General features: G+C 56.9%; 27 protein-coding genes, 7 pseudogenes and 1 other annotated feature. Of the genes and pseudogenes, 19 read left to right on the top strand and 15 right to left on the bottom strand.

All coding sequences use genetic code 11. From position 1 onward, the window contains the following. Both J5276_RS25885 and J5276_RS25890 read left to right on the top strand, forming a co-directional pair. Positions 1 to 663, top strand: coding sequence for a flavin reductase family protein (locus J5276_RS25885; protein ID WP_209159900.1), 663 nt, complete (start codon positions 1 to 3; stop codon positions 661 to 663). Next, on the top strand, positions 660 to 1,478 hold the full coding sequence (locus tag J5276_RS25890; protein ID WP_173998446.1) for a bifunctional allantoicase/(S)-ureidoglycine aminohydrolase: 819 nt from the start codon (positions 660 to 662) through the stop codon (positions 1,476 to 1,478). The genes J5276_RS25885 and J5276_RS25890 overlap by 4 nt, the downstream gene beginning before the upstream one ends. Positions 1,479 to 1,565: 87 nt before the next feature. Here the strand turns inward: J5276_RS25890 and J5276_RS25895 are convergent. The 4 genes and pseudogenes from J5276_RS25895 to J5276_RS25910 form a co-directional block, all read right to left on the bottom strand. After that, positions 1,566 to 1,870 (bottom strand): annotated as a pseudogene (locus J5276_RS25895) (plasmid pRiA4b ORF-3 family protein); the annotation flags it as partial. 143 nt (positions 1,871 to 2,013) lie between these two features. Further along, positions 2,014 to 2,874: an alpha/beta fold hydrolase gene (locus J5276_RS25900; protein ID WP_013637197.1), complete on the bottom strand. Its 861-nt coding sequence runs from the start codon at positions 2,872 to 2,874 to the stop codon at positions 2,014 to 2,016. 81 nt (positions 2,875 to 2,955) lie between these two features. Next, on the bottom strand, positions 2,956 to 3,315 hold the full coding sequence (locus J5276_RS25905) for a hypothetical protein (protein ID WP_013637198.1): 360 nt from the start codon (positions 3,313 to 3,315) through the stop codon (positions 2,956 to 2,958). A gap of 183 nt (positions 3,316 to 3,498) precedes the next feature. Further along, complete coding sequence (locus tag J5276_RS25910) at positions 3,499 to 4,365, bottom strand: SDR family oxidoreductase (protein WP_013637199.1); 867 nt, start codon at positions 4,363 to 4,365, stop codon at positions 3,499 to 3,501. Between the two features lie 182 nt (positions 4,366 to 4,547). On the opposite strand from J5276_RS25910, the gene J5276_RS25915 reads away from it, so the two are divergent. From J5276_RS25915 to J5276_RS25925, 3 genes and pseudogenes are all read left to right on the top strand, one after another. Continuing rightward, positions 4,548 to 5,207, top strand: coding sequence for a DUF6766 family protein (locus J5276_RS25915; RefSeq protein ID WP_173998450.1), 660 nt, complete (start codon positions 4,548 to 4,550; stop codon positions 5,205 to 5,207). 370 nt (positions 5,208 to 5,577) lie between these two features. Further along, the gene (locus J5276_RS25920) at positions 5,578 to 5,985 is read left to right on the top strand and encodes a low affinity iron permease family protein (RefSeq protein ID WP_013637201.1); all 408 of its coding nucleotides are present in this window, start codon (positions 5,578 to 5,580) and stop codon (positions 5,983 to 5,985) included. A 147-nt stretch (positions 5,986 to 6,132) separates the two neighbouring features. Beyond that, positions 6,133 to 6,636, top strand: a pseudogene (locus tag J5276_RS25925) (flavodoxin family protein); the annotation flags it as partial. Between the two features lie 359 nt (positions 6,637 to 6,995). Here J5276_RS25925 and J5276_RS25930 read toward each other — a convergent pair. Both J5276_RS25930 and J5276_RS25935 read right to left on the bottom strand, forming a co-directional pair. Next, on the bottom strand, positions 6,996 to 7,292 hold the full coding sequence (locus J5276_RS25930; RefSeq protein WP_209159901.1) for a DUF3175 domain-containing protein: 297 nt from the start codon (positions 7,290 to 7,292) through the stop codon (positions 6,996 to 6,998). A gap of 51 nt (positions 7,293 to 7,343) precedes the next feature. Continuing rightward, entirely contained in the window at positions 7,344 to 7,658 is a 315-nt protein-coding gene (locus J5276_RS25935; protein ID WP_174066930.1) for a plasmid stabilization protein, read from the bottom strand. A gap of 209 nt (positions 7,659 to 7,867) precedes the next feature. Here J5276_RS25935 and J5276_RS25940 point away from each other — a divergent pair, with 209 nt between their 5' ends. After that, positions 7,868 to 9,037 carry a zinc-dependent alcohol dehydrogenase gene (locus J5276_RS25940; RefSeq protein ID WP_112651083.1) on the top strand — a complete coding sequence of 390 codons (1,170 nt, stop codon included), beginning with the start codon at positions 7,868 to 7,870 and terminating at the stop codon, positions 9,035 to 9,037. An 11-nt stretch (positions 9,038 to 9,048) separates the two neighbouring features. After that, entirely contained in the window at positions 9,049 to 9,846 is a 798-nt protein-coding gene (locus J5276_RS25945) for an SDR family oxidoreductase (RefSeq protein WP_112651085.1), read from the top strand. Between the two features lie 141 nt (positions 9,847 to 9,987). Here J5276_RS25945 and J5276_RS25950 read toward each other — a convergent pair whose 3' ends face one another. Next, positions 9,988 to 10,608 carry a plasmid pRiA4b ORF-3 family protein gene (locus J5276_RS25950; RefSeq protein ID WP_174066948.1) on the bottom strand — a complete coding sequence of 207 codons (621 nt, stop codon included), beginning with the start codon at positions 10,606 to 10,608 and terminating at the stop codon, positions 9,988 to 9,990. A gap of 185 nt (positions 10,609 to 10,793) precedes the next feature. On the opposite strand from J5276_RS25950, the gene J5276_RS25955 reads away from it, so the two are divergent. After that, positions 10,794 to 11,198: an OsmC family protein gene (locus J5276_RS25955; protein WP_020808292.1), complete on the top strand. Its 405-nt coding sequence runs from the start codon at positions 10,794 to 10,796 to the stop codon at positions 11,196 to 11,198. A gap of 241 nt (positions 11,199 to 11,439) precedes the next feature. Here J5276_RS25955 and groL read toward each other — a convergent pair whose 3' ends face one another. Beyond that, on the bottom strand, positions 11,440 to 13,068 hold the full coding sequence (gene groL, locus J5276_RS25960) for a chaperonin GroEL (RefSeq protein ID WP_112651087.1): 1,629 nt from the start codon (positions 13,066 to 13,068) through the stop codon (positions 11,440 to 11,442). Positions 13,069 to 13,116: 48 nt separating this feature from the next. Continuing rightward, positions 13,117 to 13,431, bottom strand: a complete 315-nt coding sequence (gene groES, locus J5276_RS25965; protein ID WP_013637243.1) for a co-chaperone GroES — start codon at positions 13,429 to 13,431, stop codon at positions 13,117 to 13,119. A 277-nt stretch (positions 13,432 to 13,708) separates the two neighbouring features. Here groES and J5276_RS25970 point away from each other — a divergent pair, with 277 nt between their 5' ends. The 7 genes from J5276_RS25970 to J5276_RS26000 all read left to right on the top strand — a co-directional run bounded on the left by J5276_RS25970 (position 13,709) and on the right by J5276_RS26000 (position 16,833). After that, positions 13,709 to 13,981 carry an usg protein gene (locus J5276_RS25970; protein WP_013637244.1) on the top strand — a complete coding sequence of 91 codons (273 nt, stop codon included), beginning with the start codon at positions 13,709 to 13,711 and terminating at the stop codon, positions 13,979 to 13,981. A gap of 95 nt (positions 13,982 to 14,076) precedes the next feature. Continuing rightward, entirely contained in the window at positions 14,077 to 14,367 is a 291-nt protein-coding gene (locus tag J5276_RS25975) for a hypothetical protein (protein WP_020808296.1), read from the top strand. Between the two features lie 357 nt (positions 14,368 to 14,724). Beyond that, positions 14,725 to 15,198, top strand: a complete 474-nt coding sequence (locus J5276_RS25980) for an Hsp20 family protein (protein ID WP_112651089.1) — start codon at positions 14,725 to 14,727, stop codon at positions 15,196 to 15,198. A 77-nt stretch (positions 15,199 to 15,275) separates the two neighbouring features. Next, positions 15,276 to 15,575, top strand: coding sequence for a DUF982 domain-containing protein (locus tag J5276_RS25985; protein WP_013637247.1), 300 nt, complete (start codon positions 15,276 to 15,278; stop codon positions 15,573 to 15,575). 55 nt (positions 15,576 to 15,630) lie between these two features. Next, entirely contained in the window at positions 15,631 to 15,855 is a 225-nt protein-coding gene (locus J5276_RS25990) for a hypothetical protein (RefSeq protein WP_112651127.1), read from the top strand. Positions 15,856 to 16,253: 398 nt separating this feature from the next. Then, the gene (locus tag J5276_RS30565) at positions 16,254 to 16,469 is read left to right on the top strand and encodes a hypothetical protein (protein WP_255610414.1); all 216 of its coding nucleotides are present in this window, start codon (positions 16,254 to 16,256) and stop codon (positions 16,467 to 16,469) included. Continuing rightward, complete coding sequence (locus J5276_RS26000; protein ID WP_174066929.1) at positions 16,462 to 16,833, top strand: response regulator; 372 nt, start codon at positions 16,462 to 16,464, stop codon at positions 16,831 to 16,833. Before J5276_RS30565 ends, J5276_RS26000 begins: the two co-directional genes overlap by 8 nt. Positions 16,834 to 16,861: 28 nt before the next feature. Here the strand turns inward: J5276_RS26000 and J5276_RS26005 are convergent, their stop codons facing one another. Beyond that, the gene (locus J5276_RS26005) at positions 16,862 to 18,313 is read right to left on the bottom strand and encodes a sensor histidine kinase (RefSeq protein ID WP_112651093.1); all 1,452 of its coding nucleotides are present in this window, start codon (positions 18,311 to 18,313) and stop codon (positions 16,862 to 16,864) included. 444 nt (positions 18,314 to 18,757) lie between these two features. Between J5276_RS26005 and J5276_RS30840 the strand changes: the two are divergent. Continuing rightward, a pseudogene (locus J5276_RS30840) lies at positions 18,758 to 19,072 on the top strand (sensor histidine kinase); the annotation flags it as partial. Between the two features lie 162 nt (positions 19,073 to 19,234). Then, positions 19,235 to 19,606 carry a response regulator gene (locus J5276_RS26010; protein ID WP_020808303.1) on the top strand — a complete coding sequence of 124 codons (372 nt, stop codon included), beginning with the start codon at positions 19,235 to 19,237 and terminating at the stop codon, positions 19,604 to 19,606. 137 nt (positions 19,607 to 19,743) lie between these two features. Here the strand turns inward: J5276_RS26010 and J5276_RS26015 are convergent, their stop codons facing one another. Continuing rightward, on the bottom strand, positions 19,744 to 20,070 hold the full coding sequence (locus J5276_RS26015) for an XRE family transcriptional regulator (protein ID WP_013637255.1): 327 nt from the start codon (positions 20,068 to 20,070) through the stop codon (positions 19,744 to 19,746). Further along, positions 20,067 to 20,426 (bottom strand): type II toxin-antitoxin system RelE/ParE family toxin, encoded by a 360-nt coding sequence (locus J5276_RS26020; RefSeq protein WP_112651097.1) that lies wholly within the window; start codon positions 20,424 to 20,426, stop codon positions 20,067 to 20,069. The genes J5276_RS26015 and J5276_RS26020 overlap by 4 nt, the downstream gene beginning before the upstream one ends. Positions 20,427 to 20,650: 224 nt before the next feature. Between J5276_RS26020 and J5276_RS26025 the strand changes: the two are divergent. Further along, positions 20,651 to 21,426 (top strand): annotated as a pseudogene (locus J5276_RS26025) (IS3 family transposase); the annotation flags it as partial. Continuing rightward, positions 20,776 to 20,892: a sequence feature (AL1L pseudoknot), on the top strand. Its footprint overlaps the pseudogene before it by 117 nt. Before the next feature lie 7 nt (positions 21,427 to 21,433). On the opposite strand, the pseudogene J5276_RS26030 reads toward J5276_RS26025, so the two are convergent. Both J5276_RS26030 and J5276_RS26035 read right to left on the bottom strand, forming a co-directional pair. Further along, a pseudogene (locus J5276_RS26030) lies at positions 21,434 to 21,895 on the bottom strand (IS30 family transposase); the annotation flags it as partial. A 33-nt stretch (positions 21,896 to 21,928) separates the two neighbouring features. After that, positions 21,929 to 22,267, bottom strand: a pseudogene (locus tag J5276_RS26035) (transposase); the annotation flags it as partial. A gap of 61 nt (positions 22,268 to 22,328) precedes the next feature. Here J5276_RS26035 and J5276_RS26040 point away from each other — a divergent pair. Further along, a pseudogene (locus tag J5276_RS26040) lies at positions 22,329 to 22,610 on the top strand (transposase); the annotation flags it as partial. Positions 22,611 to 22,699: 89 nt separating this feature from the next. Here J5276_RS26040 and J5276_RS26045 read toward each other — a convergent pair. Then, positions 22,700 to 23,287, bottom strand: a complete 588-nt coding sequence (locus J5276_RS26045; protein WP_174066925.1) for a hypothetical protein — start codon at positions 23,285 to 23,287, stop codon at positions 22,700 to 22,702. Positions 23,288 to 23,398 lie beyond the last annotated feature (111 nt).

Here is a 23,398-nt window from a genome sequence, read left to right on the forward strand (position 1 = left end):
ATGATCGACCATACCCATTTCGATTTCGCCAAGCTCACCGAGCGCGAACGCTACAAGATCTTGATCGGCACAGTCATCCCACGGCCGATCGCGCTGGAGACGACCGTCAGCAAGGACGGGCAACCGAACGCCGGACCCTTCAGTTTCTTCAATGTGCTGACCCATGATCCGGCAGTCGTCGCGATCGGCGTCGAGAATTATTCCGACATGCGCTTCAAGGACACCGCCCGCAATATCCGCGAGACCGGCGAGTTCACCGTCCACATCTGCGACAATGCGCTGGTCGACCAGATGGAAGTCTGCGCCATCAAGTTCGGCCCTGAAGTGGACGAGATGGAAGAAGCAGGCCTTGCAACCGTACCGGGCCAGATGGTGAAAAGCCCGCGCATTCTGGCCGCGCCTGCCGCCCTGGAATGCCGTCGCCACACAACGCTTCAGGTCGGTCCGGCACGCGAGATCATTCTTGGTGAAGTCGTCGGCGTGTTCGTTCGCAGTGATGCCGTCAACGCGTCGAACCTGCATATCGACCAGCAACTCATGGATGCCGTCGGTCGTATGGGCGGACATACCTATACCCGCACCCGCGATCAGTTCGACATAAAGACGTTGACGCCACAGGAATGGGAAAACCGTCAGGGCGGTTCAAAGGCAGCTGCCGAATGACAAATGGCCGGTATTTCTCGCAGGTCGGCGGCTTGCCGCCACAGACGCAGACGCTTACCAGCAAGGCCGTGTTCACCACCGCCTATGCGGTAATCCCGAAGACCGTGATGAGCGACATCGTCACCAGTGTCCTGCCGCATTGGGAAAAGACGCGCGCCTGGATCATCTCGCGCCCCTTGAGCGGCTTTGCCGAGACCTTCGCGCAATATATCGTGGAAGTGGCGCCAGGCGGCGGCAGCATGAAGCCGGAGCCGGATGCCCGCGCGCAGGCCGCGATCTTCGTGGTCGAGGGCGAAGGCACGATTACTTACGACGGCAAGGACCGGCCGCTACGCACCGGCTCCTTTGCTTATATCCCGGCTGGCGGTCAATGGATGCTGAAAAATGACAGTGCTGCGCCGCTTCGTTTCCACTGGGTACGCAAAGTGTTCAAGATCGTCGAAGGTCTTAAGGCACCGCCGGCGGTCTTCATCCATGAGGACGAATGCACGCTCGACTGGATGCCAGATACCAACGAGTTCTGGGGCACGACCCGCTTTCTCGATCCGAACGATGTTCGTTATGATTTCCATCTGAATATCGTGACGTTCGAGCCAGGCGCCAGCATTCCGTTCATGGAAACCCATATTATGGAGCACGGGCTCTATGTGCTGGAAGGCAAGGCCGTCTACCGGCTGAACGAGGACTGGGTCGAGGTCGAAGCCGGCGATTACATGTGGCTGCGCGCCTACTGCCCGCAGGCTTGCTATGCCGGCGGCCCGGGCCGTTTCCGCTACCTGCTCTACAAGGACGTCAACCGTCACCCGGATCTGTAAGTTCTTGATAAATAATAGATGTGGTGGCGAAGAGTGAGCGGGGCGTAGGTTCGTATCCGCTCAAGGCGCACCTTGAATTTAGCCAACTCATTTCATCGGGAAGGCTTTGGGCTTCGGTTGATACAACCGCCTTTTGGCATTCGAGCGCAGAGCATTGCGAACATCCTAGTCCACGATCGACAGGTCGAACCATTCCGGATCAAAATAGCCGCCGCACCACCGAATGGTTTCGGCGTATTCAGGATCCTCCCGGTCGGCGATGGTGTCCATGAACCGTTCATATCCTGAAAACCCACCAACACCTTCGGGCGGTCGCGCTCTTTCGCCGGCGACGCAGCTCCCGCGTTAGGGCGTAGAAGCGTCAGGAAGTCCTCAACCGCGACGGTGCGCCGCATGCTGGGATACTTTGCCGTGCCGCGCCTTCGATTCTCACCAAGACCTTGGAGAAGCCGGAGCTTGCAGACCAATCTGCGTCAACGCGATCGAATGTTGGGTCGCGTCCGGTAGCTCGGCCCCATCAAGTTCAAGCTCTATTTCATAATTTCGCGAAGAAGGCCGCGATCTGGTCGGCAACGTCATTAGGGGCTTCTTCGGCCATGTGATGTCCACTTTCGATACTATGCCGCAGCATGATCTGGTCGCTCCACTCCGACCAAGGACTAACAGGGTCGCCGTAAAGGTTTTCCATGTCGTCCCGCAGTGACCAAAGAACTCCTAAAGGACATTGTAGCTGTCGCCCTGCAACCTTGTCGCGTTTGTCATCATCGTAGTCGAACTCAAGCCCTGCGCGATAATCAGCAAGCATGCCCCGCACCACGTCAGGATTTCGGGTGGCAGCGAGATAATCCAGCTTATTTTCGGCACCAACGGCTGCTTCCGCGGGATACCAGAGGTCTGGATTGCCCTGGATCGCAGCTTCTGCCTTGTCGCTTTGCGCAAAGAAGAACCAGTGCCACCAACTCTTGGCGAAGCGCCAGTCTGCGCGGTTCAGAGCCTCGTAGATCGGAACACCGTCCATGACGACAAGGCCGGAGACGCTTTCGGGGAAATCCATCGCCAGTCGGAACGCGCGATATGAGCCACGGTCGTGGCCAGCGACACCAAACCTGTCATGGCCGAGCATAGCCATACACTCGTGTAATGCAGCCGCCTTCGCCTTCCCCGAACTACCCGCCAGAGTTACGGGCTGATAGCTCCGCCCGAACCCGGGCATGTCTGCACAAACGACGGAGAACTGGTGCGCGAGTTGGGGAGCCACCCTGAACCAAGTAGTATGCGTTCTCGGATGCCCGTGCAGAAGGAGGATGGGAAAGCCGGACCCGCCATGCCGCACACGGATCTCGCCATGCGAGGTAGGTACGAGCCGTTCAGAGAAGTCATTGAAGAAGTCGACCACAGGCTTTTCCTCGTCATGTGGCTGCGGACGTTCACCTTGGATCTGGTGCTGTTCATGCGTCAACGGACAGAAACAACTCAGCTATAGCCGCCGGATCGGGATCGCTCGGACGACAATTTCGCTCTGATGGAACCGCTTCTCGAGTTCGCTCCTGTAAGCAGACCACCAGTCTTCATCTAGATCAGCTACCATAATTTCGGCGAGAACGATCTCATCATGTTCGGTGTTGGAGCTTGCCTGCCATGTCCCCTCGGCTGGAGCGTGTCGATAGAAGGTCATTCCCCCAAACTTCTGTGTTAGGCGGTGGCGAACTTGTTCATAGACATTGGCCTCGAACGGCGCCCCAGCATCATCTCGTTGGGGCAGCAAAATCTGGATAAGCCAGCAGTCGCGGCGAGTGTCGGAGAACGCACCCTGCGGGTTGTCATTGATGAACGTCATTGTGGCTTCCTATGCACCAAGTGGTTGAGGCAGCCATCCAGGCCGGAGTGCTCGACATCACAAGGCTATTATCCTTTGGCTTGGTCGGACCTTACTGCAAGCCTAGGAGATAGTCCTGTTATGCCACACTACCAAGATGTTGACAGTGACGGCCGACCCAGTTGGCCGCCGGCCAGGTGCGTATCAGCTCATGATCTCGCCGCCGGTTACCGGAATGACGGCTCCCGTCATGTAGCTTCCCAGATCGGAAGCGAGCAGGACGTAGGCACCCGCCAGTTCTCCTGGCTGTCCGGCCCGGCCGATAAGGGTATTTTCCCCGAACTTGGCAGCCTTTTCCGCTGGCATCGTCGAAGGGATGAGCGGCGTCCAGATCGGCCCCGGCGCGACCGCATTCACGCGGATGCCTTTTTCCGCAAGCATCTCGGCGAGACCCGCCGTGAAGTTCGAAATCGCGCCTTTCGTGGACGCGTATGCGAGAAGCTGAGGCGACGGCTGCCGCGACTGGATCGAGGTCGTGTTAATGATCGAGCTGCCGGGCTTCATGTGAGGAGCGGCCGCCTTGGACAGAAAGAATGGTGCGTAGATATTGGTGCGGAAGGTTTCGTCCCATTCCTCGGCCGTGATGTCGGCGATGTCGCCATAGGTCCGCTGGAAAGCTGCGTTGTTGACGAGGATGTCTATGCCACCAAGTTCGTTAACGGCGCGCTGTACGAGATCCTTGCAATGTTCCTCGGACTTGATGTCGCCCGGAACGACAAGAGCCTTGCGTCCCGCTTCCTCGATCCACTTTGCGGTATCGCGGGCGTCGTCATCCTCGTTCAGGTAGGAAACGACGATGTCGGCGCCTTCGCGGGCAAACGCGATAGCGACGGCCTTGCCAATCCCGGAGTCGGCTCCGGTGATGAGGGCGACTTTGCCTGTGAGCTTGCCGTCACCCTTGTAGGACTTCTCACCATGATCGGGGACAGGTTCCATTTCCGCAGTCTTGCCTGGCGGCTCCTGCTGCTGTTCAGGATATGGCGGCGTAGGGTATCGAGTGTCTTCCATCATACAATCTCCTTTTGGGGACTGCGCGATAAACCCTGAAGGGCGTTCTGGGTTCCGCAAGTTCGATTCTCAGCGCAGCTAGGAGCAACAGATTTAGCCTGTTGATGCTCACGGAGCGCCGTCCTGGAACCCTACTTCCGGTCATGACGTTTTCACGACGTCAAGCGTAGTGGGAGGCACAATGAATGCGGGTACTGAAAGACAATGGGCTGACGATCGTTCTGTTGGTGCTGACCATCGCGACCGTAACCGGGATGCTCTTGACGGGATGGCAGGTTAACAACGAGGAAGTCATCCAGCACGGCGGCGTGCCACTCTCGCTTGCGAGCTACGCGCTGTCTGGACATTTCCTCTCGGCAATCTTCGAAAACTGGGAGAGCGAGTTCCTGCAGATGTCAGCATATGTGATGTTGACGGCGGTCCTGTTTCAGCGTGGTTCTGCGGAATCGAAGGATCCCGACCACCCCGCGTCCCAGGACGAGGATCCGGCGATCCAAAGTCAGAAGTCGGACGCTCCCTGGGCCGTGCGAGCGGGACGCACGATGCGGACGTTCTATTCCTATTCTCTGGGCATAGCGCTCGCCTTGCTATTCCTCGCAAGTTTCATTCTTCACCTCCGCTACAGTGCTGTAGCCGAAAACGCGGAAGCCGGCATGCACGGCCAGCCGGCGCAATCGATGATCGAGCATCTCGGCAGCACGCAGTTCTGGTTCGAATCATTTCAGAACTGGCAATCGGAATTCCTGTCGACGGCGGTGATCGTGGTGCTTTCGATATTCCTGCGTTTCCGGGGATCGCCTGAATCCAAGCCCGTTGCGGCGCCGCATTCCGAAACAGGCAGTTGATCGGATTTCCTTCATCGTGGTTTGCGTTGTGAGAGCGAAGGGTGTGTTTCTTTGCCACGGCTGTGACGAGCCAGCCTCGTCGCATGTGTATTGGTCGGGACGGTTGTCACCCTCAGCAAAGGGGTCGGTTGATCAAGCCAACTTTACAGGTTGACCATGTCTCAAGTGCCAGCTTTAAAACGCGTCTCTACGAGCGTCCTGAATGGTGCTTATTACCGGCCAGGTCCCGCCGCCGTTGTGGCTGACCTCTGTTGCGAGACGCCGAGTTCTGAGAAGTAGGGGCGCTGCGGCGGGAATCTGTTGGCGACCTCGGCCGACTTCGCCAGGTCGTATCGACCACGTGTTTACCTTGATCGTCGGAGGAGTGTTCATGGATCGCCTGTTTGCAAAATTCGCTAATGCAACGGCCCGGGCAACCGGTAGTCCGATCGCCTTTATTCTCTGTGTCGCCGCTGTGGTTATCTGGGCAGTATCCGGGCCATTTTTCGGGTTTTCGGAAACGTGGCAGCTGGTGATCAATACCGGCACAACCATTATCACATTTCTAATGGTGTTCTTAATCCAGAACACCCAAAATCGGGATGGGACTGCCCTTCAGACCAAGCTCGACGAGATCATACTCTCCTCTGACGCCGAGAATGAATTCATCGGGATTGAGAAGTTGACCGACGCTGAACTCGAAGCACTTCATCTTCGTTGTGAAAAATCGGCCAAGCGTTCGCAAGCCATCCTGAAGAGGACGCACGCCGAGCGAAAAGCGCGCAAGACCAGCTCATAAGGAACGGGCGCGCGCATCGTACTAGGCTGGCGGGCGAACGCCGAGCGGAACTTTCACTCGTGCCCTCAGTATTTCCGTCAAGAATTGGGTTTAAATTTCCCAAGAACGGCCCTGCTGGCGTGAAGAGAGGAATTCAAGAAGTACGGCGTTGAAACCGAAACGATCCGGCTGGCTGACCACAACATCAAGCCGGGCGTGACGTCGGATGAAGGCGAGGGAGACGGATGGCCTGCGATCCGTGCAAAAGTGCTCGAAGCCGATATCTTGCTGACGGGAACACCGATCTGGCTCGGTCAGCCTGCAAGTGTGTGCAAGCGGGCGCTCGAACGGATGGACGCTTTCCTGGAAAAGACCGACGATCAAGACCGGATGGTTTCTTATGGCAAGGTCGCGGCCGTCGCAGTGGTCGGAAACGAGGATGGTGCTCATCATGTCTCAGCAGAGTTGTTCCAGGCGCTTAACGACGTCGGCTTCACCATCCCAGCGAACGCGGTGGCCTATTGGGTCGGCGAGGCGATGGGTTCAACGAACTTTGTCGATCTGAAAGAGACGCCCGAAGCCGTTCAGACGATGGTATCGATGCTTGCGCGAAACGCTGCACACCTCGCCGGTTTGCTGCAACAATCGCAGTATCCGGGAGAAGAGGAATAGTTGGTGGTTGCAGGGTCCGCAAAGCCGGTAGCCCGCCTGCCGCCGGCGTTCGTCGCGCCGTTTGGACAAGCGAAGGACTTGGCGGCATTGCGTCGGCAGGCCGAGCCTTCGCGTCAACCGGATTGACGCTTGCAGCAAACACCTTGATGACGACTTCATCGGCGGCAGGCGTTGGCCGATCGATTTCCTCGATTGCCATGACTTCCGGGCCGCCGAAGCGATGGATACGGACTGCTTGCATAATCGGTCTCCTCTAAGCTCGAGAATAAGTTTTGAAACGAATCGCCAGGCAATGCGCCGATTCATCTGTCGGCGGATCGCTTGGCGGTAGCCGGGCTATTGGCGATGCCGCCCGATGATCAGTGTGTCGGATCCTTGCCAAAATCCTTGCGCAACTCGTCCTTGGCCCTTTCGAGCGTCGCCAACCTCGACTTCGAACGCTGCTTGCCAGCACGATTGATATAAAAAGTCAGCATCGACATAGCGGACTGGAAAGGGCTGGCCTTGCGGCAGTCGCTGTGTTCGGCAGATGCCTTCAGTGAGTCGGCGATCTTCTTGGCGCTGCGCTGTTTGAAGACGCCGCCTTTCAGGTCCATCGCATCGCTGTTGTCGGTGACATCCTGCGACCACTTCTGTTTGGATTTCTTCTTCGGCATGAACGTTCCTCCATAGAAGAAACGGCGCCACTGTCGTGACGCCGTGTCCCATCAATGATGCGCATGCTGCTCGTTGCGCTTGCGCGTGGCTGCAGCTTTCTTGGCGGAGGCCGAGCGCTCTTCCTTGGTGCGCGACGCGGCAGCCGCGCCGCCCTTGCGACCGCCCTTTTCGGAAGAGGCGTGGTTTTCAGCTTGGCCGCGGCCTGAGCCTGACTTCTTGCCGCCGCCGCTTTCCTTGTTGACGGTGGCCCAGGCTCGGCGTTCGGCTTCCTTTTCGGAAACACCTCGGTCCTCGTAGCCTTCCTCGATATGCTCGGCCTTGCGCTTCTGCTTGTCGGTATATGCGGATTTGTCACCCTGAGGCATGGAACATCTCCTCTTGCTTCGATGAAGCAAAGAAAACGACATCTCGACCGTCAAAGTTCCTTCGCCATGTCCGCAGGTTGGGTCTTTTGCGAGAATTGTGGTCTTCCGTGCGCTTCGGTACAGGCCACATCGTCAAGGAACAAATTTTATGACCTGTCGTTTGCAGCCAAGACGCTCGTACAAAGAAGACACGACCTTGGAGCAAATAGATGAAAGCACTGACCTGGCATGGCAAGCATGATATCCGCTGCGACAGCGTCCCCGACCCCCGGATTGAGGACGGTCGCGATGCCATCATCAAGGTCACGGCCTGCGCGATCTGCGGATCGGACCTTCATCTCTACAATGGCGTCATGCCCGACATGCACAGTGGTGACATCATGGGTCACGAAACCATGGGCGAGGTCATCGAAGTCGGCAAGGACAACAAGAAGCTGAAGGTCGGCGACCGGGTGGTCGTGCCCTTTACGATCGCCTGCGGCGAGTGCTTTTTCTGCAAACGCGGTTTTTTCTCCGGCTGCGAACGCTCGAATCCAAAACCGGAAAAGGTCACCAAAATGTGGGGCAATTCGCCCGCTGGCCTGCTCGGATATACTCATCTTTTGGGCGGGTTCAGCGGCGGCCAGGCCGAATATCTAAGGGTTCCCTACGCCGACGTCGGTCCCATCAAGGTGCCGGACGGCTTGACCGATGAGCAGGTTCTTTTCCTCTCCGACATTTTCCCGACAGGTTATATGGCCGCCGATTTCTGCAACATCCAGCCGGGCGACACGATCGCTATCTGGGGCTGTGGCCCCGTTGGCCAGATGGCAATCAAGTCCGCATTCATTCTGGGGGCGGAGCGGGTTATTGCGATCGACACTGTTCCAGAGAGGCTGGCGCTTGCTGAAAAGTCGGGAGCCATCACCCTCGATTATATGGACAAGGATATTTATGATCGGATCATGGAACTGACCAATGGCCGCGGGGCTGATGCCTGCATCGATGCCGTTGGAACCGAATCTGATCCATCCGCGAGCTGGGATGCCCGGATCGACCGCATCAAAGTCGCAACCTTCATGGGCACGGACCGCCCGCACGTCCTGCGCCAAGCGATCCATTGCTGCCGAAATTTCGGCACAGTCTCGATCGTCGGCGTCTACGGCGGTTTCCTGGACAAGATCCCGATGGGATCGGCGATCAATCGCGGCCTGACGTTCAAAATGGCCCAGACACCGGTCCAGCACTATCTGCCGATCCTGATGGACCGAATTCAGAACGGTGAAATCGACCCCTCCTTCATCATCACGCATACGGGAAGCCTGGAAGACGGACCGGACCTGTACAAGACCTTCCTCGAAAAGAAGGACGGCTGCGTCAAAGTCGTTCTCAAACCGTAAGGAGATACAGCATGGCGATTGAAACGGGAAAAGGCCTTGCCGTCGTCACGGGTGCATCGACGGGTATTGGGTACGAACTAGCCAAATGTGCCGCCAAGGATGGCTATGATCTGATCATTGCAGCCGATGAGCCCCGCCTCAAACAGGCTGCAGCCAGCCTCAGGGAATTCGGCACTTCGGTGGATGCCATCGAGACCGACCTGTCAACGGAGGAAGGCGTCGACCGCCTTCTCGAAAACATCGAGGCATCTGGCCGCTCCGTTGACCTGCTGATGGCCAACGCCGGCAGGGGGCTTGGTAAGGGCTTCCTCGATCAGGACTTCGCTGAGGCCCGAAAGGTCGTAGACACAAACATTGTCGGCACCATCTACCTCGTCCAGCAGGTCGGAAATTTGATGCGCAGCTGCGGTCAAGGCCGCATTCTGCTCACCGGTTCGATTGCCGGCTTCATGCCCGGATCTTATCAGGCCGTCTACAATGGTACCAAGGCTTTCATCAACAGCTTCTCCTTCGCGTTGCGCGAAGAGCTGAAAGACAGCGGCATTACGGTTAGCTGTCTGATGCCGGGTCCGACGGAGACTGAGTTTTTTCAACGGGCTAACATGACGGACACTTCCGTCGCTCAGGCAAAGAAGGATGACCCGGCCGACGTTGCCAAGGTTGGCTATGACGCGATGATGGATGGCGAAGGCGACGTTGTCAGCGGTTGGAAGAACAAGTTGCAAGCCGCAGTCGCCAACGTAACGCCGGCGAGCATGCTGGCCCATCAACATGCAAAGATGGCCGAACCGGGCTCCGGCAAGAACTAAGTCAGGCGCCGGAATATGGACCCAACGTCGTTGAACTAGCAGACACCCGCTGGTGCACATGGTAACTTTTGAAGGCGAGAGCTTTGCGGTACCAGGATTAACGGTCGATTCTTTTCAAGGCGCACCTTGAATTTAGCCAACTCATTTCATCGGGAAGGCTTTGGGCTTCGGTTGATACAACCGCCTTTTGGCATTCGAGCGCAGAGCATTGCGAACATCCTTGTCCACGATCGATAGGTTGAACCATTCCGGATCAAAATAGCCGCCGCACCACCGAATGGTTTCGGCGTATTCAGGATCCTCTCGGTCGGCGATGGTCTCCAGGAACCGCTCATATCCTGAAACCCCACCAACATCCTCGGGCGGTCGCGCTCTCTCGCCGGCGACGCAGGTCCCGTTCCTGGGTGAGGTAGCGAGCGTCAGGAACTCCTCGACGGCGACGGTGTGCCGCCAGCCATCACCGAAATCGTAGTGGTAGCTGAAGACAGAACCTTGCTCGAAGTCCAGCAATCGAACCTCTCTTCGATCGAAGACCCGAGGATCGTCGTCGGTCGCATCCTCTGTCAGTATCTCAACTTCGCCGTACCGCAGGCCACCAATTCGGAACTCATAGAGATGATAGTTCCACCAATTGAATGCGGCCTGAATGCCTAAATGAAGTTGCTCCAGGTTCCAATGGACCGGCAGGATAAGACGGCGCCAGATGTCCGGCTCCATCTCATCGATGGAAACTCTGAGCTGTACAGCGTTTGCTTCGAACATTGCCTGATGAACAAGGTTGGTGGACGATTGCTGAGAGTATCCCCGAAATATGACCGGTTTCAAGCTCCTGGGGTTCAAGACGATAAGGAAGGTCGCGACAGCAGCACCGGTCAATGATGATCCTGCTCGACATGGTCCGCTTACCCCATGAGCCTGCGATGAAACCATACGAAGGGAGTGAAGGCATGGTTCAGTCGATCGTCGAATTGCGGAATGTCGTGGGGACGGAAGCCGCAGTTGGTTGGGCCGGAGGCCATACCATCGTGGTCGATAGGCCGGAAGGCAAGGCCGGTGGTTCGGGCCTCGGCTTCAACGGAGGGCAGTTACTCGCTTTGGCGGTCGGCGGTTGCTACTGTAACGACCTTCGATATGTTGCCCATGATCTCGGCGTCGAGATCGGAGAAATAGCCGTGACGGTAAACCTGGAACTGGACGGTGTGCCTCTTGTCGCCACCAGCGCCGTCCTTTCCGTGAAATGCACGACATTGGATGGGTCCGATCCAAAAACCTTGATCGATAAAGCCTGGTCGATCTGCACTGTAGCGAATTCTCTCAATCGTGGCGTCCAGACCATGCTGAAGGTGGTCTGATTGCTGGAGCGGCTTAAATGGCGTCCTTCCTGTGACCGCTCGGCAAGCAGGAAAGATGCTCTCGGCGGCGCCCTTCTTTTAAACGATCGCGGCCGGGTCTTTGACGAGACCCTTTGCACGAGCGACCTCCTTGACCACGCCAGCACACCGACGCGCACTTTCCTTCGAAATCGGTCCAGACGTCATTTTATCCTCCAGAAATGGCCCGCCCCGGTGGATGGGACGGGCCGCGCTCGTCTTTTTAGAAGTCCATGCCCGGGCCGGTGGGCAGGGCTGGAGCGGCGTCCTTCTTCGGCTTCTCTGCGATCATCGCTTCTGTCGTGACCAGCAGGCCGGCGACCGAGGCAGCGTCCTGCAGTGCGGTTCGCACCACCTTGGCCGGGTCAATGACGCCCTGAGCGTAGAGATCACCATACTCACCTGTCTGGGCGTTCCAGCCGAAGGAAAGGTCAGTCTTTTCGCGCAGCTTGCCGACGACGATCGAACCTTCGGCCCCTGCATTCTCGGCGATCTGGCGAACGGGCGCCTCGATCGCCCGGCGGACGATGTCGATCCCAACCCGCTGATCGTCGTTGGCTGTCGGCAGACCGTCCAAGGCCTTCACCGCGCGCAGCAGGGCAACACCGCCGCCCGGCAGGATTCCTTCCTCGACAGCGGCACGGGTCGCATGTAGGGCGTCATCGACGCGATCTTTCTTCTCCTTCACCTCGACTTCGGTCGATCCGCCGACACGGATGACAGCAACGCCGCCGGCGAGCTTGGCAAGACGTTCCTGCAGCTTTTCACGGTCGTAGTCTGAGGTGGTCTCCTCGATCTGGGCGCGGATTTGCGCGACGCGGCTATCGATCTCGCCCTTGGAGCCGACCCCATCGATGATGGTGGTGTTTTCCTTCTCGATCGCTACCTTCTTGGCGCGACCAAGCATCTCGAGAGTGACATTTTCGAGCTTGATGCCGACGTCTTCGGAAATCACCGTGCCGCCGGTGAGGATGGCGATGTCTTCCAGCATGGCCTTGCGGCGGTCGCCGAAGCCAGGAGCCTTGACGGCGGCGATCTTCAGGCCGCCACGAAGCTTGTTGACGACGAGGGTCGCGAGCGCTTCGCCTTCGACGTCTTCAGCAATTATCAGCAGAGGCTTGCCGGACTTCACCACGGCTTCCAGCACCGGCAGCATTGCCTGGAGATTGGAGAGCTTTTTCTCATGGACGAGGATATACGGCTCTTCGAGTTCGACCCGCATCTTGTCCTGGTTGGTGACGAAATAGGGGCTTAGATAACCGCGGTCAAACTGCATGCCTTCGACGACTTCGAGTTCGGTTTCGGCGGTCTTGGCTTCCTCGACAGTGATGACGCCTTCGTTGCCGACCTTTTCCATCGCTTCGGCCAGATACTTGCCGATCTCCTCGTCGCCATTGGCCGAGATGGTTCCGACCTGGGCGATTTCGGAGTTGCTGGTGATCTTGCGGGCGTTGGCCTTCAGTTCCTTGACCACCGCATCGACGGCAATGTCGATCCCGCGCTTCAGGTCCATCGGGTTCATGCCGGAGGCAACAGCCTTGGCACCTTCTTTGACGATCGCCTGGGCAAGAACAGTCGCCGTGGTGGTGCCGTCGCCGGCAAGGTCATTGGTCTTCGATGCCACTTCGCGCAGCATCTGGGCGCCCATGTTCTCGAACTTGTCTTCCAGCTCGATTTCCTTGGCAACCGACACACCGTCCTTGGTAATGCGCGGCGCGCCGAACGACTTGTCGATTACGACGTTGCGGCCCTTGGGGCCAAGCGTGACCTTCACGGCGTTGGCGAGAACGTCGACCCCACGCAGCATGCGTTCACGGGCATCGGTGTTGAATTTGACTTCTTTCGCAGCCATTTGTTCACTCCTTCAATAGGCAGCTTTTTGACTGATGTACGCGCGGCCTTACGCGGCCCGCTTCTGCTCGGCCTGGGCTTCGATGATACCCATCACGTCACTTTCCTTCATGATCAGCAGGTCTTCGCCGTTGATCTTGATCTCGGTACCGGACCATTTGCCAAACAGGATGCGATCGCCGGCCTTGACGTCGAGCGCCTGGACCTGGCCAACGTCGTTCCGGGCGCCGGAGCCGACGGCGATGACTTCACCTTCCTGCGGCTTTTCCTTGGCGGTATCAGGGATGATAATCCCGCCCTTGGTCTTTTCTTCGGATTCGACCCGGCGGACGAGAATGCGATCATGTAGCGGTCTAAACGACATGTTTTCCTCCATGGACAAACAATGGTGACTTAGCTCTCCTGGCCGGATCGGATTGCCGCATCCGGCAGGATGCGAAACCTCCTTGAGCGTTTCGCGCGAAAAATTTATTTTCGAGATTTTCCGATTTCAAGAGGGTTCCGCAGAAAAATTAGCACTCGCGTCCGGCGGCTGCTAACATGCTGTAAAGGAACAATAAACGGCATTCGAAGTTGAAAAATGATTGATGCCGCAGCAGAGCTGCGTCATTCTTATGCCTGTCATGAAAAGGAGATGAAGCATGCAGTTTTCGTCGGATCTTGAGCGGCAGCTCAACGGTTATGGCCTTACCACAGCGCATATCCTCTATCGCATTCCCGACTTCGAAACCGTCCTCCAGACCTATGTCTGGCAGGACTACGACCTCGCTCCGGATTTCCCTGAAATGCGCAAATTCCTCGATTTCTGGCAGTCGTCCCTGGATGGGCCGCTGCATTCGGTTCGCTACAGTCATCAGCGGCTGATCGGGCCGAACGAATGGCGGTGTGTCGATGGTGAATTCAAGCTGCACTGAGGCTTGAATCTGATTTTGCCACTTCCTAGCTCACCCGGCGATCGGGGCTTGACGAGCCCGGTCGCTTGACCACGTCTGTATGGAGTGAGACCCGAATGGAAGAGAACATCAAAATCATCAAGAGTGCGAGCGTCCCGGAAAGGGAGGAGATCATCGTGGATTTCGCCCGGTGGCTTGAGACCGCCTCACAGGAAGCGCTCGTCTATGGCGAAGGACGCTTTGCCGTGATGTCTGCGAACATGGCAGAAGCAATACGGGTCAATGCAGACGAACTTGCACGTGACAATCCGGAGGCGGCCGAGCGTGTCCTGCAGCAGGCCTGCGCCATGATATCGCAGTTCAAAGCTGCCTACCCTCATCGGATTCTCAGTCGGTCAATCCATTAAATCGAGGCACCAGGCGGATGGACTTCTCAGGCTTCGCACCAATCATGCAAGCGCCTGGCCAAAGGCGATCGCTATGTCGTAGATGGGGGCTCTTCTCATCGGTACCTGGAGATCATGCGTTCACGGCGCCAATAGCGAGCGAGTGGTAAAAACGCCACTTTGACCTTGCCGCGCGATAGAATGTTGAAGCACTGGTACGGCTTCGAAAAGGGTGTGAATTTTTTCTGTCGCGGCTCTTGAATCCGAAATTCCTTAAAACCAAATCGAATGCCGCCAGCCGCTGACGAAGGGCTGGCCTCGCTGGAAGGGCCGCTTTCGGCGCTTCTATACCCATGTTGCTTCAAGGAGGATATGGCTATGGCAACATCTTACGACTACGCACCTCTCTTCCGGGCCAGCGTCGGCTTCGACCGGGTCTTCAATCTTCTGGAAAACGCCCAGCGCGCGCGCTCGATCAGCGACTGGCCGCCCTATGACATCGTCAAGACCGGCAATGACAGCTACCGGATTTCCATTGCGGTGGCTGGCTTTTCCCAGGACGATCTCGACATCACCTTCCAGTCCAATCTGCTGACTGTCACCGGCAAGAAGCAGGAGACTCCAACGGATGGCTACCTGCATCGTGGCATTGCCGGGCGTCCGTTCGAGCACCGCTTCGAGCTTGCCGACCATGTCCGCGTGAATGGGGCGGATCTGAACAACGGGCTCCTGTCGATCGAGCTGATCCGTGAGATCCCTGAGGCTTTGAAACCGCGGAAGATCACGATCCAGAGCACACCCGTTTTGACCTCGGTCGCTCCAGCGCAGATCGAGGAGCAAAAGGCGGCTTGATATCTACAATGATCCGCAAAATCAGGGTGCCCCTGGTACGGCGCCCGTCAACATTCGGGGTTGGAAAGGAGAGAGCAATGAAACCCGATATGTTCAGAAAACCTGTCACCATTCTTGTTGGCCTGGGCTTCCCGGCGGAAGTTCACAGTGTCATGGACGCCTACCGACACCTTGTCGAGTGGCCGGCCTCGTTCAGAGACACGGTACACACCGTTGCCATGAAAGCATGCCAGGCGGCGCTTCGCGGCGAGATCGAAGCGGAGACCGCGCGCGGCCTGTTCGCAGCCTTCGCGGAAAAACATGAGATTCTCGCCCCTGAGACGCCCGCGATCGCGGCTTCTCACATGCGGGGCGACCGCGGTCCCCACGTGCATTGAGGTGGTCTCAGTGAGAGACATCCGGTTGCAGCAGGTGGTCGACAGTGCAGTGACAATGGGGCCGACGGTTCTGATGCGAGGCATGCAGCTTCGACGGCCGATCGATGTTGTGAAAGCGTCATCTCTGTCGATCGATGATAAACGGACCATCCTTGCCGCATGGGCATCTGATTTCTATGCGGTCGACTCGGAGCCGGCGCTTCGGCAATTGCCCGGAACGCCAGAGCCTGTCCCGATCGACGAGGTCCAGTCAGCCCTTGTCGAACTTGATGGGCGCTGAGCCGAAGATGTTTCGCGTTGGCTCGGTGACATTCTTCCTCGGTCGAAGGAAACGCGCCTCCCAGTTCAGGGACCCACTTGTCGGGTAATCACTAGGGTACTGAAATCTTACGTCGCTGCTTTGCGATGATCAAATAAAGCGGCAAGGGAACAATTTCGCACCCTTGCGTGTATGTCCAATCGCGACACATTCGCGCGCAAAAGGGGCGATGGTGATTTCAGCAGACAATTTGAACCTCCCCCAAGCTTCGGAATCAAGACGGCGCGTGTTGATCGCCGAGGATGAAATCCTTATCCGGATGGACATCGCAGACACGCTTCGTGAGCAAGGCTGGGAGGTCGTAGAAACGGGAACGGCGGACGACGCTCTTGCCGTTCTGGCGCGCTCAACAGTTCGAAATGGTGCTGACCGATGTTCATATGCCCGGTTCCCACACGGGCCTCGACCTGGCAAGGATGGTGAAACAGTCCTATCGGCACATCAAGGTTGCCGTCATGTCAGGACAGTATCGACCATCCGATGATGACCGAAATCTGTTTGACCTGTTTCTGCAAAAGCCTGTTCCGAACATCGTAAGCGCGTTATCTCCGCTGGCAGGCAACATCGATGACTGAGGCGATAGCATCCGAAACGATCCTTCTGGTCGATGCCGATCCTCTCCAGCGCTCGACGGTCGGCCAATATTTGAGGGACTGTGGATACAGGGTCATTGAAGCGACTGATGCTGCAGAGGCAATCACTGCCATGTCCCATCAAGGTATCGAGATTTTGGTGACAGACATTGCTTTACGGGATGAGTCCGGGTTTCAGCTTTCCGCTAAAGCCAGAGAAATTCGACCAAATCTCAAGGTGGTGGTGACACACTCGGCCGAGAGAACGGCCAAGATCGCGGGCGACCTTTGCGAAGACGGTCCGCTGGATCATCCCTATCACCCCCAACAGCTTGTCGAGCGCATCAAGCGATTGCGACGATCCTGACGGGGCAAGTGCCATAGCGTCAAATCTGCTAATGAATATGGTCTTGGTCGCTCCATTCCGTGTCGAGCGGTGCGGCGATCATGCAGTGGACGCCCAAAACATCATAGTTGAGATCGGCGTGACCCCGAAGATGACCAGATGACAGGGCTTCGATCAACCGGGATCCGAAGCCTTTGCGGCTCGGAGGCTGGACTTGTGGCCCCCCGGTTTCTTTCCACGACAGAGTGAGTTGCGCCTCTGTGGCCGAGACGTCCCATAACACTGTCACCTTTCCGGAGCTCACTGCCAAGGCACCGTATTTTGCGGCATTCGTGGCAAGCTCGTGCAATATCAGCGTTAGGGCGACAACGGCCTTGGGCGAGACGTCGACATCGGGCCCACTGAACTCGAACTGTTCGGGCGGATAGGGAGACAGCGCCTCGGTAACCGCCGCGCGAAGGCTGGCAGCTTCCCAACTTCCTCTCGTCAGCAGGTCGTGCGCTCTGGCCAGGCTTTGCAAGCGGGCGTCAAAGGCTGTCCTTGCTGGTTCGATGTCCGGCACGCCGGCAAAAGTTTGACGAGCAATCGCGGCGACCGTCGCAAGGATATTCTTGACACGATGGTTCAGTTCGCCGATCAGAAGGTCCTGAACGCGCTCAGCTTCTTTTCGGGCTGTGATATCGCGGGCAATCTTTGAAGCCCCGACGATCCTGCCGTCTGCGTCATAGATTGGTGAAACAGTCAAAGACACGTCCAGGAGCCGTCCGCTGCTATGTCGCCGGACGGTCTCATGGGTTTCCACTCGCTCTCCTGCCTTGATGCGGGCGATGATGCGAGCCTCCTCGTCGATACGGTCATCTGGAACGAGAAGGGTGACCGACCGACCCACGATTTCGTCGGCGCAAAATCCATAGAGCTTTTCGGCGCCGCTATTCCAATCGGTAACCGTCATGGCGAGGTCGATTCCGAGAATTGCATCTTCCGACGAGGCGATGATTGACGCCAGGCGCTTGAGCTTCGCCTCGTACCCAACCCGTTCCGTCGTTTCGTTGACGATGCAAAGCACGGCAAGCACCTGGCCCTGTTCGTCAGAAACGGGTGAGTAGGAAATGTCGAAGTAGACTGTCTCCGGTACGCCATGCCGCTCGATATAAAACGGCCTGTCCTTGGCAACAACGGTCTCGCCACCTTCTCGAACTTTCAGCAAAAGCGGTTCCAGGTCGTCCCAAAGCTCGGCCCAGTTTTCTTTCGCCGGTCTCCCTAGCGCGTTCGGGTGTTTGGCGCCGATGGTCGGGGCGTAGGCATCATTATAGATGGCAGTGAAATCATGACCGCAAAACATAACGATCTGGGCACCCGACGGAATGGCAATGTCAACCGCACACTTCAATTGCGGCGGCCACGACGACATGGGTCCGAGACTGGTGCTTGCCCAGTCGTGGTTGCGAATAATGTCAGCCATCGAGCCGTGATTGGGGGTGGCCGGACCGTGATTGTGCATTGAAAGCCCTCTCGCCCGCTATTTATTTGAAAGCTTCCGATCAGCAAGTCAACGCATTTCTCGACAAATTTTTTGGCAGTTTCGAGCGTAAATCCCATTTGCTACATGGTGTTAGCTCAACAGACCGTCCGGGTGACGGATCGGGGATTGGATTACGCTCAGGCCATGGGTTGGATGGAGAACACTCGGCTCGCGGACCACATCCCTCAACACTCCTGGTCCGAAAACAATGGCGCTGGCACGCGCAATATTCTCGTCAGACAGAAAACAGGCCGCCGAGGTTATTCGCGGGCGCTACAGCGCTTTAGACCCGATCGTATGTGAACGATGTCATGAGGCTTGTGACGAAATTGCTCGCCTTCTCTTTGACGAAAACCTCGGTCCACTCGTCGGTTCCCCGCAACATCAGCCCGGTGTAGATACTGTCGACGGCAGCCTAGCCGGGACGCCGGCACAACGATCGCACTGTACCTGCACGAGCTGATCACGAACGCCATATAATATGGCGCGCTTTCGCACCCGGATGGGCACGTTGAACTTCTGTGGTCTTTTGCCACAAATTGCAATTCCGAGCTCTCTCTGAGCTGGACGGAAGTCGGGGGACCGTCTGTCCAAGAACCGACGCGGCAGGGTTATGGTACGCGATATGTGCGCTCCGCCCTGGGATCACTATTCGGCACGGTTCCGGAAATTATCTTCGCGCCAGGTGGCTTTCGTTTGTCGGTGAGCGGGTCGCTGACTTGCGTTATAGCACGACAACAGTTTCCGAGATCCGTCAATCATGGATTGAAATCGCCCTTCCATAACACCTTGAGAGATAAAACAGTTCTCTTTGGATCGATCTGTCTTTCTGCGCGTTCATCAGGTTCACATATTAAAAAAAGACACATGCGCGAGCGTCAATTGCAGAGAGTGTGAAGGATGACGCAAAAGGGGACCACGGTGATTGTTGTTGAGGACGAGTCCCTCGTCCGGCTGGATATAGTTATGTCGCTCGAGGACGAGGGGTTCATTGTGATCGAGGCCTCAAATGCCGACGAGGCCATCGACCTTCTCAACGCCCATCCGGAGATCCGATTGATGTTCACCGATATCGACATGCCGGGCAGCATGGACGGCCTGAAGCTGGCTGCTGCTGTTCGCGACAGATGGCCTCCGGTCAAGATCATCGTGGCTTCTGGCCACCGTCAATTGAGCGACAGGCTTTTACCGGTTGAGGGAAAATTTTTCAGCAAACCGTACGATCACGGCCGCGTCATCGCGACAATGAGGGAAATGCTAGCCGCAGCCTAAGCCTCACTTCAGGAGAGTCTGGCCTTCCCGAGGCATTTACAGATGAATGCCTGAAACTGCCCGCCGGATCCTCGTTTCTATGAATAGATGAATGAAATTGACTGGCCGTCTGTTCGAAACCTTTCAAGGCGAAAATGTTATTTTTCGGTGGCCAATTCGCTGAAATTCTTGATGCTGACTGAGGCGTCGGGGAACTTTGCTGTGATCTCCAGCGTCCCGCCAAGAGCTTCGATGTAACGTCGCAGGTTGCTGACATAAATATCGGCACGCTGCTCCAGCTTTGCTACAGCTGGCTGCTTCACGTGGAGTGCGCGTGCTACATCCTGCTGGGTCTTTTCACGCGCTTGACGCAGCTCATGCAACGCCATTTCCTCGAGAATTGCCTTGGTTGCTTCATCATTGCGGGCGCGACGTTCAGGCGCCATACTCTTGCGCAGGTCGTTAAACGAGCGATGTCCAGTCATATCAACCCTTCCTTCCCGATCTCGATCAGGTAATTGTCATATAGGCGATCAGCGACCGGAATCATGATCTCGTAAAAGCGGTCGTCGCCGGTTTTATTTCCACCGACCAGCAAAATAGCGGTGCGACGCGGATCGAAAGCGTAGAATACCCGGTAGGGTTCACCGGCGCTCTGAATCCGCAATTCCCGCATATGTTCGTGCCTGGAGCCTTCGATGCCGGATGAGTACGGGAAGGGGAGTTGTGGTCCTTTGGCTTCGAGAAGCCCGACCACCCTTACAATATCGTCCTGAATGGCTTCGACCAACGTCGCGTACCACTCACCAAACTCATCGGTATATTCAACGCTCCAACTCATCGATGCTCCAAATGTATTCCATCTGTGGAATATTTCAAGCGATATTCCGTAGATGGAATAACGCGACCGCTGTCCACTGGCAAGTGGCGACGATACCAGGTTGTAAGCGGCTGCGATCTCAGTTGATTCCAGCGAGTGTTTTATCTGTACCCGCCTCGAAACTAGATGGTTCTTGATGCGGCTTCCACAAGTCGGTCGACTAGCAGGCAAAAAAATAGGGCCATCAGAAGACCGAGGTCGACAGCGGCAAACGAGCAGGCCTGCCGAGCGATGTCGCCGAGAAGATGAAGGCTCTCGAGCGGGAGAACCGCGAGCTTCGTCAGGCCAACGAGATTTTGCGCAAAGCTTCGGCCTATTTCGCCATGGCGGAGCTCGACCGCCCCTTCAAGCGATGATTTCGTTCATCGACGAACACCGTGGTGTGTTTGGGGTCGAGCCGATCTGCAGACTGCTGCCGATCGCCCCGTCAACCTACTACGAGAATGTCGCCAAACGTCTGGACGTGGATCGCCTGTCGATCCGCGCCCGCAGCGATATCGGCCTGAAGATCGAGATACGGCGTGTCTTCGAACAGAACTTCCGCGTCTATGGCGTTCGCAAGGTCTGGCGGCAATTGAAGCGTGAAGGCTTTGACGTCGCCCGCTGCAGTGTCGCCAGGCTTATGAGGTCAATGAGCCTGCAGGGCATCATTCGGGGAAAGCCGGTCCGCACGACATTCCCGGACAAGTCGGCCCCGAGCCCGCTCGACCGGGTGAATCGCCAGTTCAAAGCCCCTGCGCCAAACAGGTTGTGGGTTTCGGATTTCACCTATGTCGCCACCTGGCAGGGTTTCGTCTACGTGGCCTTTGTCATCGACGTCTTCGCTCGTCGCATCGTTGGCTGGCGGGTGAGCCGGACGGCACATGCAAGTTTTGTCCTCGATGCCCTTGAGCAGGCGCTTCATGATCGGCGTCCCGCTCATGGCGGCGGCCTCGTGCATCACTCGGACAGAGGCGTTCAAGGCAGATTCAACCGGTCACAGCAACACCCTCGATGATATCTGATTTGAGCAGTCCGTCGAGAGCCTCTGCAGGGGTGCGCCAGTCCAGCGTCTTGCGGGGCCTGCTGTTGAGCGCATGTGCGACAGCTCTGAGTTCATTTGCCCCATGCCTGCTCAGGTCCGTACCCTTGGGAAAGTATTGTCGCAGCAGACCGTTGGTGTTTTCGTTGCTCCCGCGCTGCCAGGGGCTCTGAGGGTCGCAGAAGTAGATATCGAGGCCAGTGTCGATCCGAAGCTGTGCGTGCTGAGCCATCTCGGCACCCTGATCCCAAGTCAAGGATCGGCGCAGGTGCGTCGGTAGTTCCATGATGGTATCGGCGATCGCATCGCGGACCGCTTCGGCACCATGCCCAGCAAGTGCTGGTCCGTTTTTAACAGACTTTTCCAACCCGTGGCGTTCCATACGTGGCAGGTGTAGAAGCATCCTGAATGACGCTGATTCTCATCGAGATTGCCGCTAAACAGATTTGATCGGAACGAAGCGCATGTGAGGCCGACGGACAGCCTCACAGATGGCTGCGGCGTCGGCGGCGTCATTCTTCGCGCCACGCCGCACATACGGCTTAACGTACGAAGGAGGGATTAATCTAACTTCGTGGCCGAGCTTCATCAACTCGCGAGCCCAATGATGCGCTGTGGCGCAAGCTTCCATACCAACAAGGCATGGCTTGGCATCCTGAAAGAACTTGATCATCTCGCTTCGGCGGAGCGCGGCGGTTTTAACCACTGAGCCCCCGGCATCCACCGCATGGACGTGAAAGTTATGCTTGGCCAGATCGAGGCCTATTGTGCTGGCAATCATATCAAAGGCTCCTGTTTGAGTTGGCTCGTCACTATACGACCAACCGGTTCGGAGCGGGGCCGTCTTCCCCATCAACGGGCGAATGCGTGACGAATTGCTCAACGAAAGCCTGTTCTTCGGCCTCGATCATGCCCGAAGCGCCATCGCTGAATGGGCCGAAGATTACAACAATTTCCGGCCGCACTCATCGCTCGGATATCAGACCCCGGCCGACTATGCCGGGTCCATCGCCGCAACCGGCTCCAACGCTGCGCAAAATGAAAGCTTCGCGTTTCCGCCGGTTGCTCACACCGCGCCACTTGGCGTATTCAAAACCGCCGGGGCTCTAATCGCCACTGGATGAAAGTTCAGTGGCAGGTCAGACCTCATAAAGGTGTTCAGTTCTTCAAGTGAAAACTCAAGGCGACTTGACCGACGCTGGTGACTCGTTCGTCAGAGAATATCATAAAGCCTAACTATCCAGCTAATTTGATAAGTTATTGCAGCAAGTACCAAGCCCAACTGCACCCGCCTGGAGTTGATGAACATTGCGGCGATGGACAAAAGGACGAACGCCGCCTGACGGATCGGATATTCAAGGCCAAGTGATCGCAGGTAATCGGTTCCCTTGATCAGTGTATCCCCGGCATCGAGAAGGGAGGAGAAAGCGATGAGCCCAAAGAACCAGCATTTCCGCTGTTCGAAATAGTCCTCGAACCCCTTGTAGTCAGTCATCTGATCGGGAAACAACAGGGCAGTGAGCGCTGCAAACACCATCGTGTAGAAAATCAAGAAGGCGTACAGCGGAAAGGTCCAGACGGGGACCAGGGACAAGTGAAACTCGTACCACCAAAAATGCACGATCGTAATGAAGAGGAATATGACCCAGCCAAGGTGGACGAGATAGACCTTGATAGTCCCCGGGTGCTGCACGAAGCGTGTCATACCGTTGACCAGCCTGGCAAGGCTCAGGCCGAGTACCATGCCAATAATCGTGCGCACATGCCCAAAATATTCAGCATGAGTTGGCAGAGCTTCCATTTCTGTCCCTTTTTTCGATCGAGCATACATGATGAGATGCCGGTTTTGCCGGAGACAGCTCGGTTTAGGTTACGCAGCCATGTCTGGTTCGTCCAGCAGTCACAAGATCCA

The organism is Agrobacterium sp. S7/73 (assembly GCF_019355535.1).
Lineage (GTDB): Bacteria > Pseudomonadota > Alphaproteobacteria > Rhizobiales > Rhizobiaceae > Agrobacterium > Agrobacterium tumefaciens.

Bases quoted from the DNA above. Each gene is read 5' to 3' on its own strand.
- J5276_RS25985 (WP_013637247.1), top strand. From the start codon at position 15,276: ATGAAACCCGATATGTTCAGAAAACCTGTCACCATTCTTGTTGGCCTG.
- J5276_RS25970 (WP_013637244.1), top strand. From the start codon at position 13,709: ATGCAGTTTTCGTCGGATCTTGAGCGGCAGCTCAACGGTTATGGCCTT.
- J5276_RS25945 (WP_112651085.1), top strand. From the start codon at position 9,049: ATGGCGATTGAAACGGGAAAAGGCCTTGCCGTCGTCACGGGTGCATCG.
- J5276_RS25975 (WP_020808296.1), top strand. From the start codon at position 14,077: ATGGAAGAGAACATCAAAATCATCAAGAGTGCGAGCGTCCCGGAAAGG.
- J5276_RS26005 (WP_112651093.1), bottom strand. From the start codon at position 18,313: ATGCACAATCACGGTCCGGCCACCCCCAATCACGGCTCGATGGCTGAC.
- J5276_RS25885 (WP_209159900.1), top strand. From the start codon at position 1: ATGATCGACCATACCCATTTCGATTTCGCCAAGCTCACCGAGCGCGAA.
- J5276_RS25890 (WP_173998446.1), top strand. From the start codon at position 660: ATGACAAATGGCCGGTATTTCTCGCAGGTCGGCGGCTTGCCGCCACAG.
- J5276_RS26015 (WP_013637255.1), bottom strand. From the start codon at position 20,070: ATGACTGGACATCGCTCGTTTAACGACCTGCGCAAGAGTATGGCGCCT.
- J5276_RS25915 (WP_173998450.1), top strand. From the start codon at position 4,548: ATGCGGGTACTGAAAGACAATGGGCTGACGATCGTTCTGTTGGTGCTG.
- J5276_RS26000 (WP_174066929.1), top strand. From the start codon at position 16,462: ATGACTGAGGCGATAGCATCCGAAACGATCCTTCTGGTCGATGCCGAT.
- groL (WP_112651087.1), bottom strand. From the start codon at position 13,068: ATGGCTGCGAAAGAAGTCAAATTCAACACCGATGCCCGTGAACGCATG.
- J5276_RS26020 (WP_112651097.1), bottom strand. From the start codon at position 20,426: ATGAGTTGGAGCGTTGAATATACCGATGAGTTTGGTGAGTGGTACGCG.
- J5276_RS25990 (WP_112651127.1), top strand. From the start codon at position 15,631: ATGGGGCCGACGGTTCTGATGCGAGGCATGCAGCTTCGACGGCCGATC.
- J5276_RS30565 (WP_255610414.1), top strand. From the start codon at position 16,254: ATGGTGCTGACCGATGTTCATATGCCCGGTTCCCACACGGGCCTCGAC.
- J5276_RS25950 (WP_174066948.1), bottom strand. From the start codon at position 10,608: ATGTTCGAAGCAAACGCTGTACAGCTCAGAGTTTCCATCGATGAGATG.
- J5276_RS25955 (WP_020808292.1), top strand. From the start codon at position 10,794: ATGGTTCAGTCGATCGTCGAATTGCGGAATGTCGTGGGGACGGAAGCC.
- J5276_RS25910 (WP_013637199.1), bottom strand. From the start codon at position 4,365: ATGATGGAAGACACTCGATACCCTACGCCGCCATATCCTGAACAGCAG.
- J5276_RS25930 (WP_209159901.1), bottom strand. From the start codon at position 7,292: ATGCCGAAGAAGAAATCCAAACAGAAGTGGTCGCAGGATGTCACCGAC.
- J5276_RS25935 (WP_174066930.1), bottom strand. From the start codon at position 7,658: ATGCCTCAGGGTGACAAATCCGCATATACCGACAAGCAGAAGCGCAAG.
- J5276_RS26010 (WP_020808303.1), top strand. From the start codon at position 19,235: ATGACGCAAAAGGGGACCACGGTGATTGTTGTTGAGGACGAGTCCCTC.
- J5276_RS25940 (WP_112651083.1), top strand. From the start codon at position 7,868: ATGAAAGCACTGACCTGGCATGGCAAGCATGATATCCGCTGCGACAGC.
- J5276_RS26045 (WP_174066925.1), bottom strand. From the start codon at position 23,287: ATGGAAGCTCTGCCAACTCATGCTGAATATTTTGGGCATGTGCGCACG.
- J5276_RS25905 (WP_013637198.1), bottom strand. From the start codon at position 3,315: ATGACGTTCATCAATGACAACCCGCAGGGTGCGTTCTCCGACACTCGC.
- groES (WP_013637243.1), bottom strand. From the start codon at position 13,431: ATGTCGTTTAGACCGCTACATGATCGCATTCTCGTCCGCCGGGTCGAA.
- J5276_RS25920 (WP_013637201.1), top strand. From the start codon at position 5,578: ATGGATCGCCTGTTTGCAAAATTCGCTAATGCAACGGCCCGGGCAACC.
- J5276_RS25980 (WP_112651089.1), top strand. From the start codon at position 14,725: ATGGCAACATCTTACGACTACGCACCTCTCTTCCGGGCCAGCGTCGGC.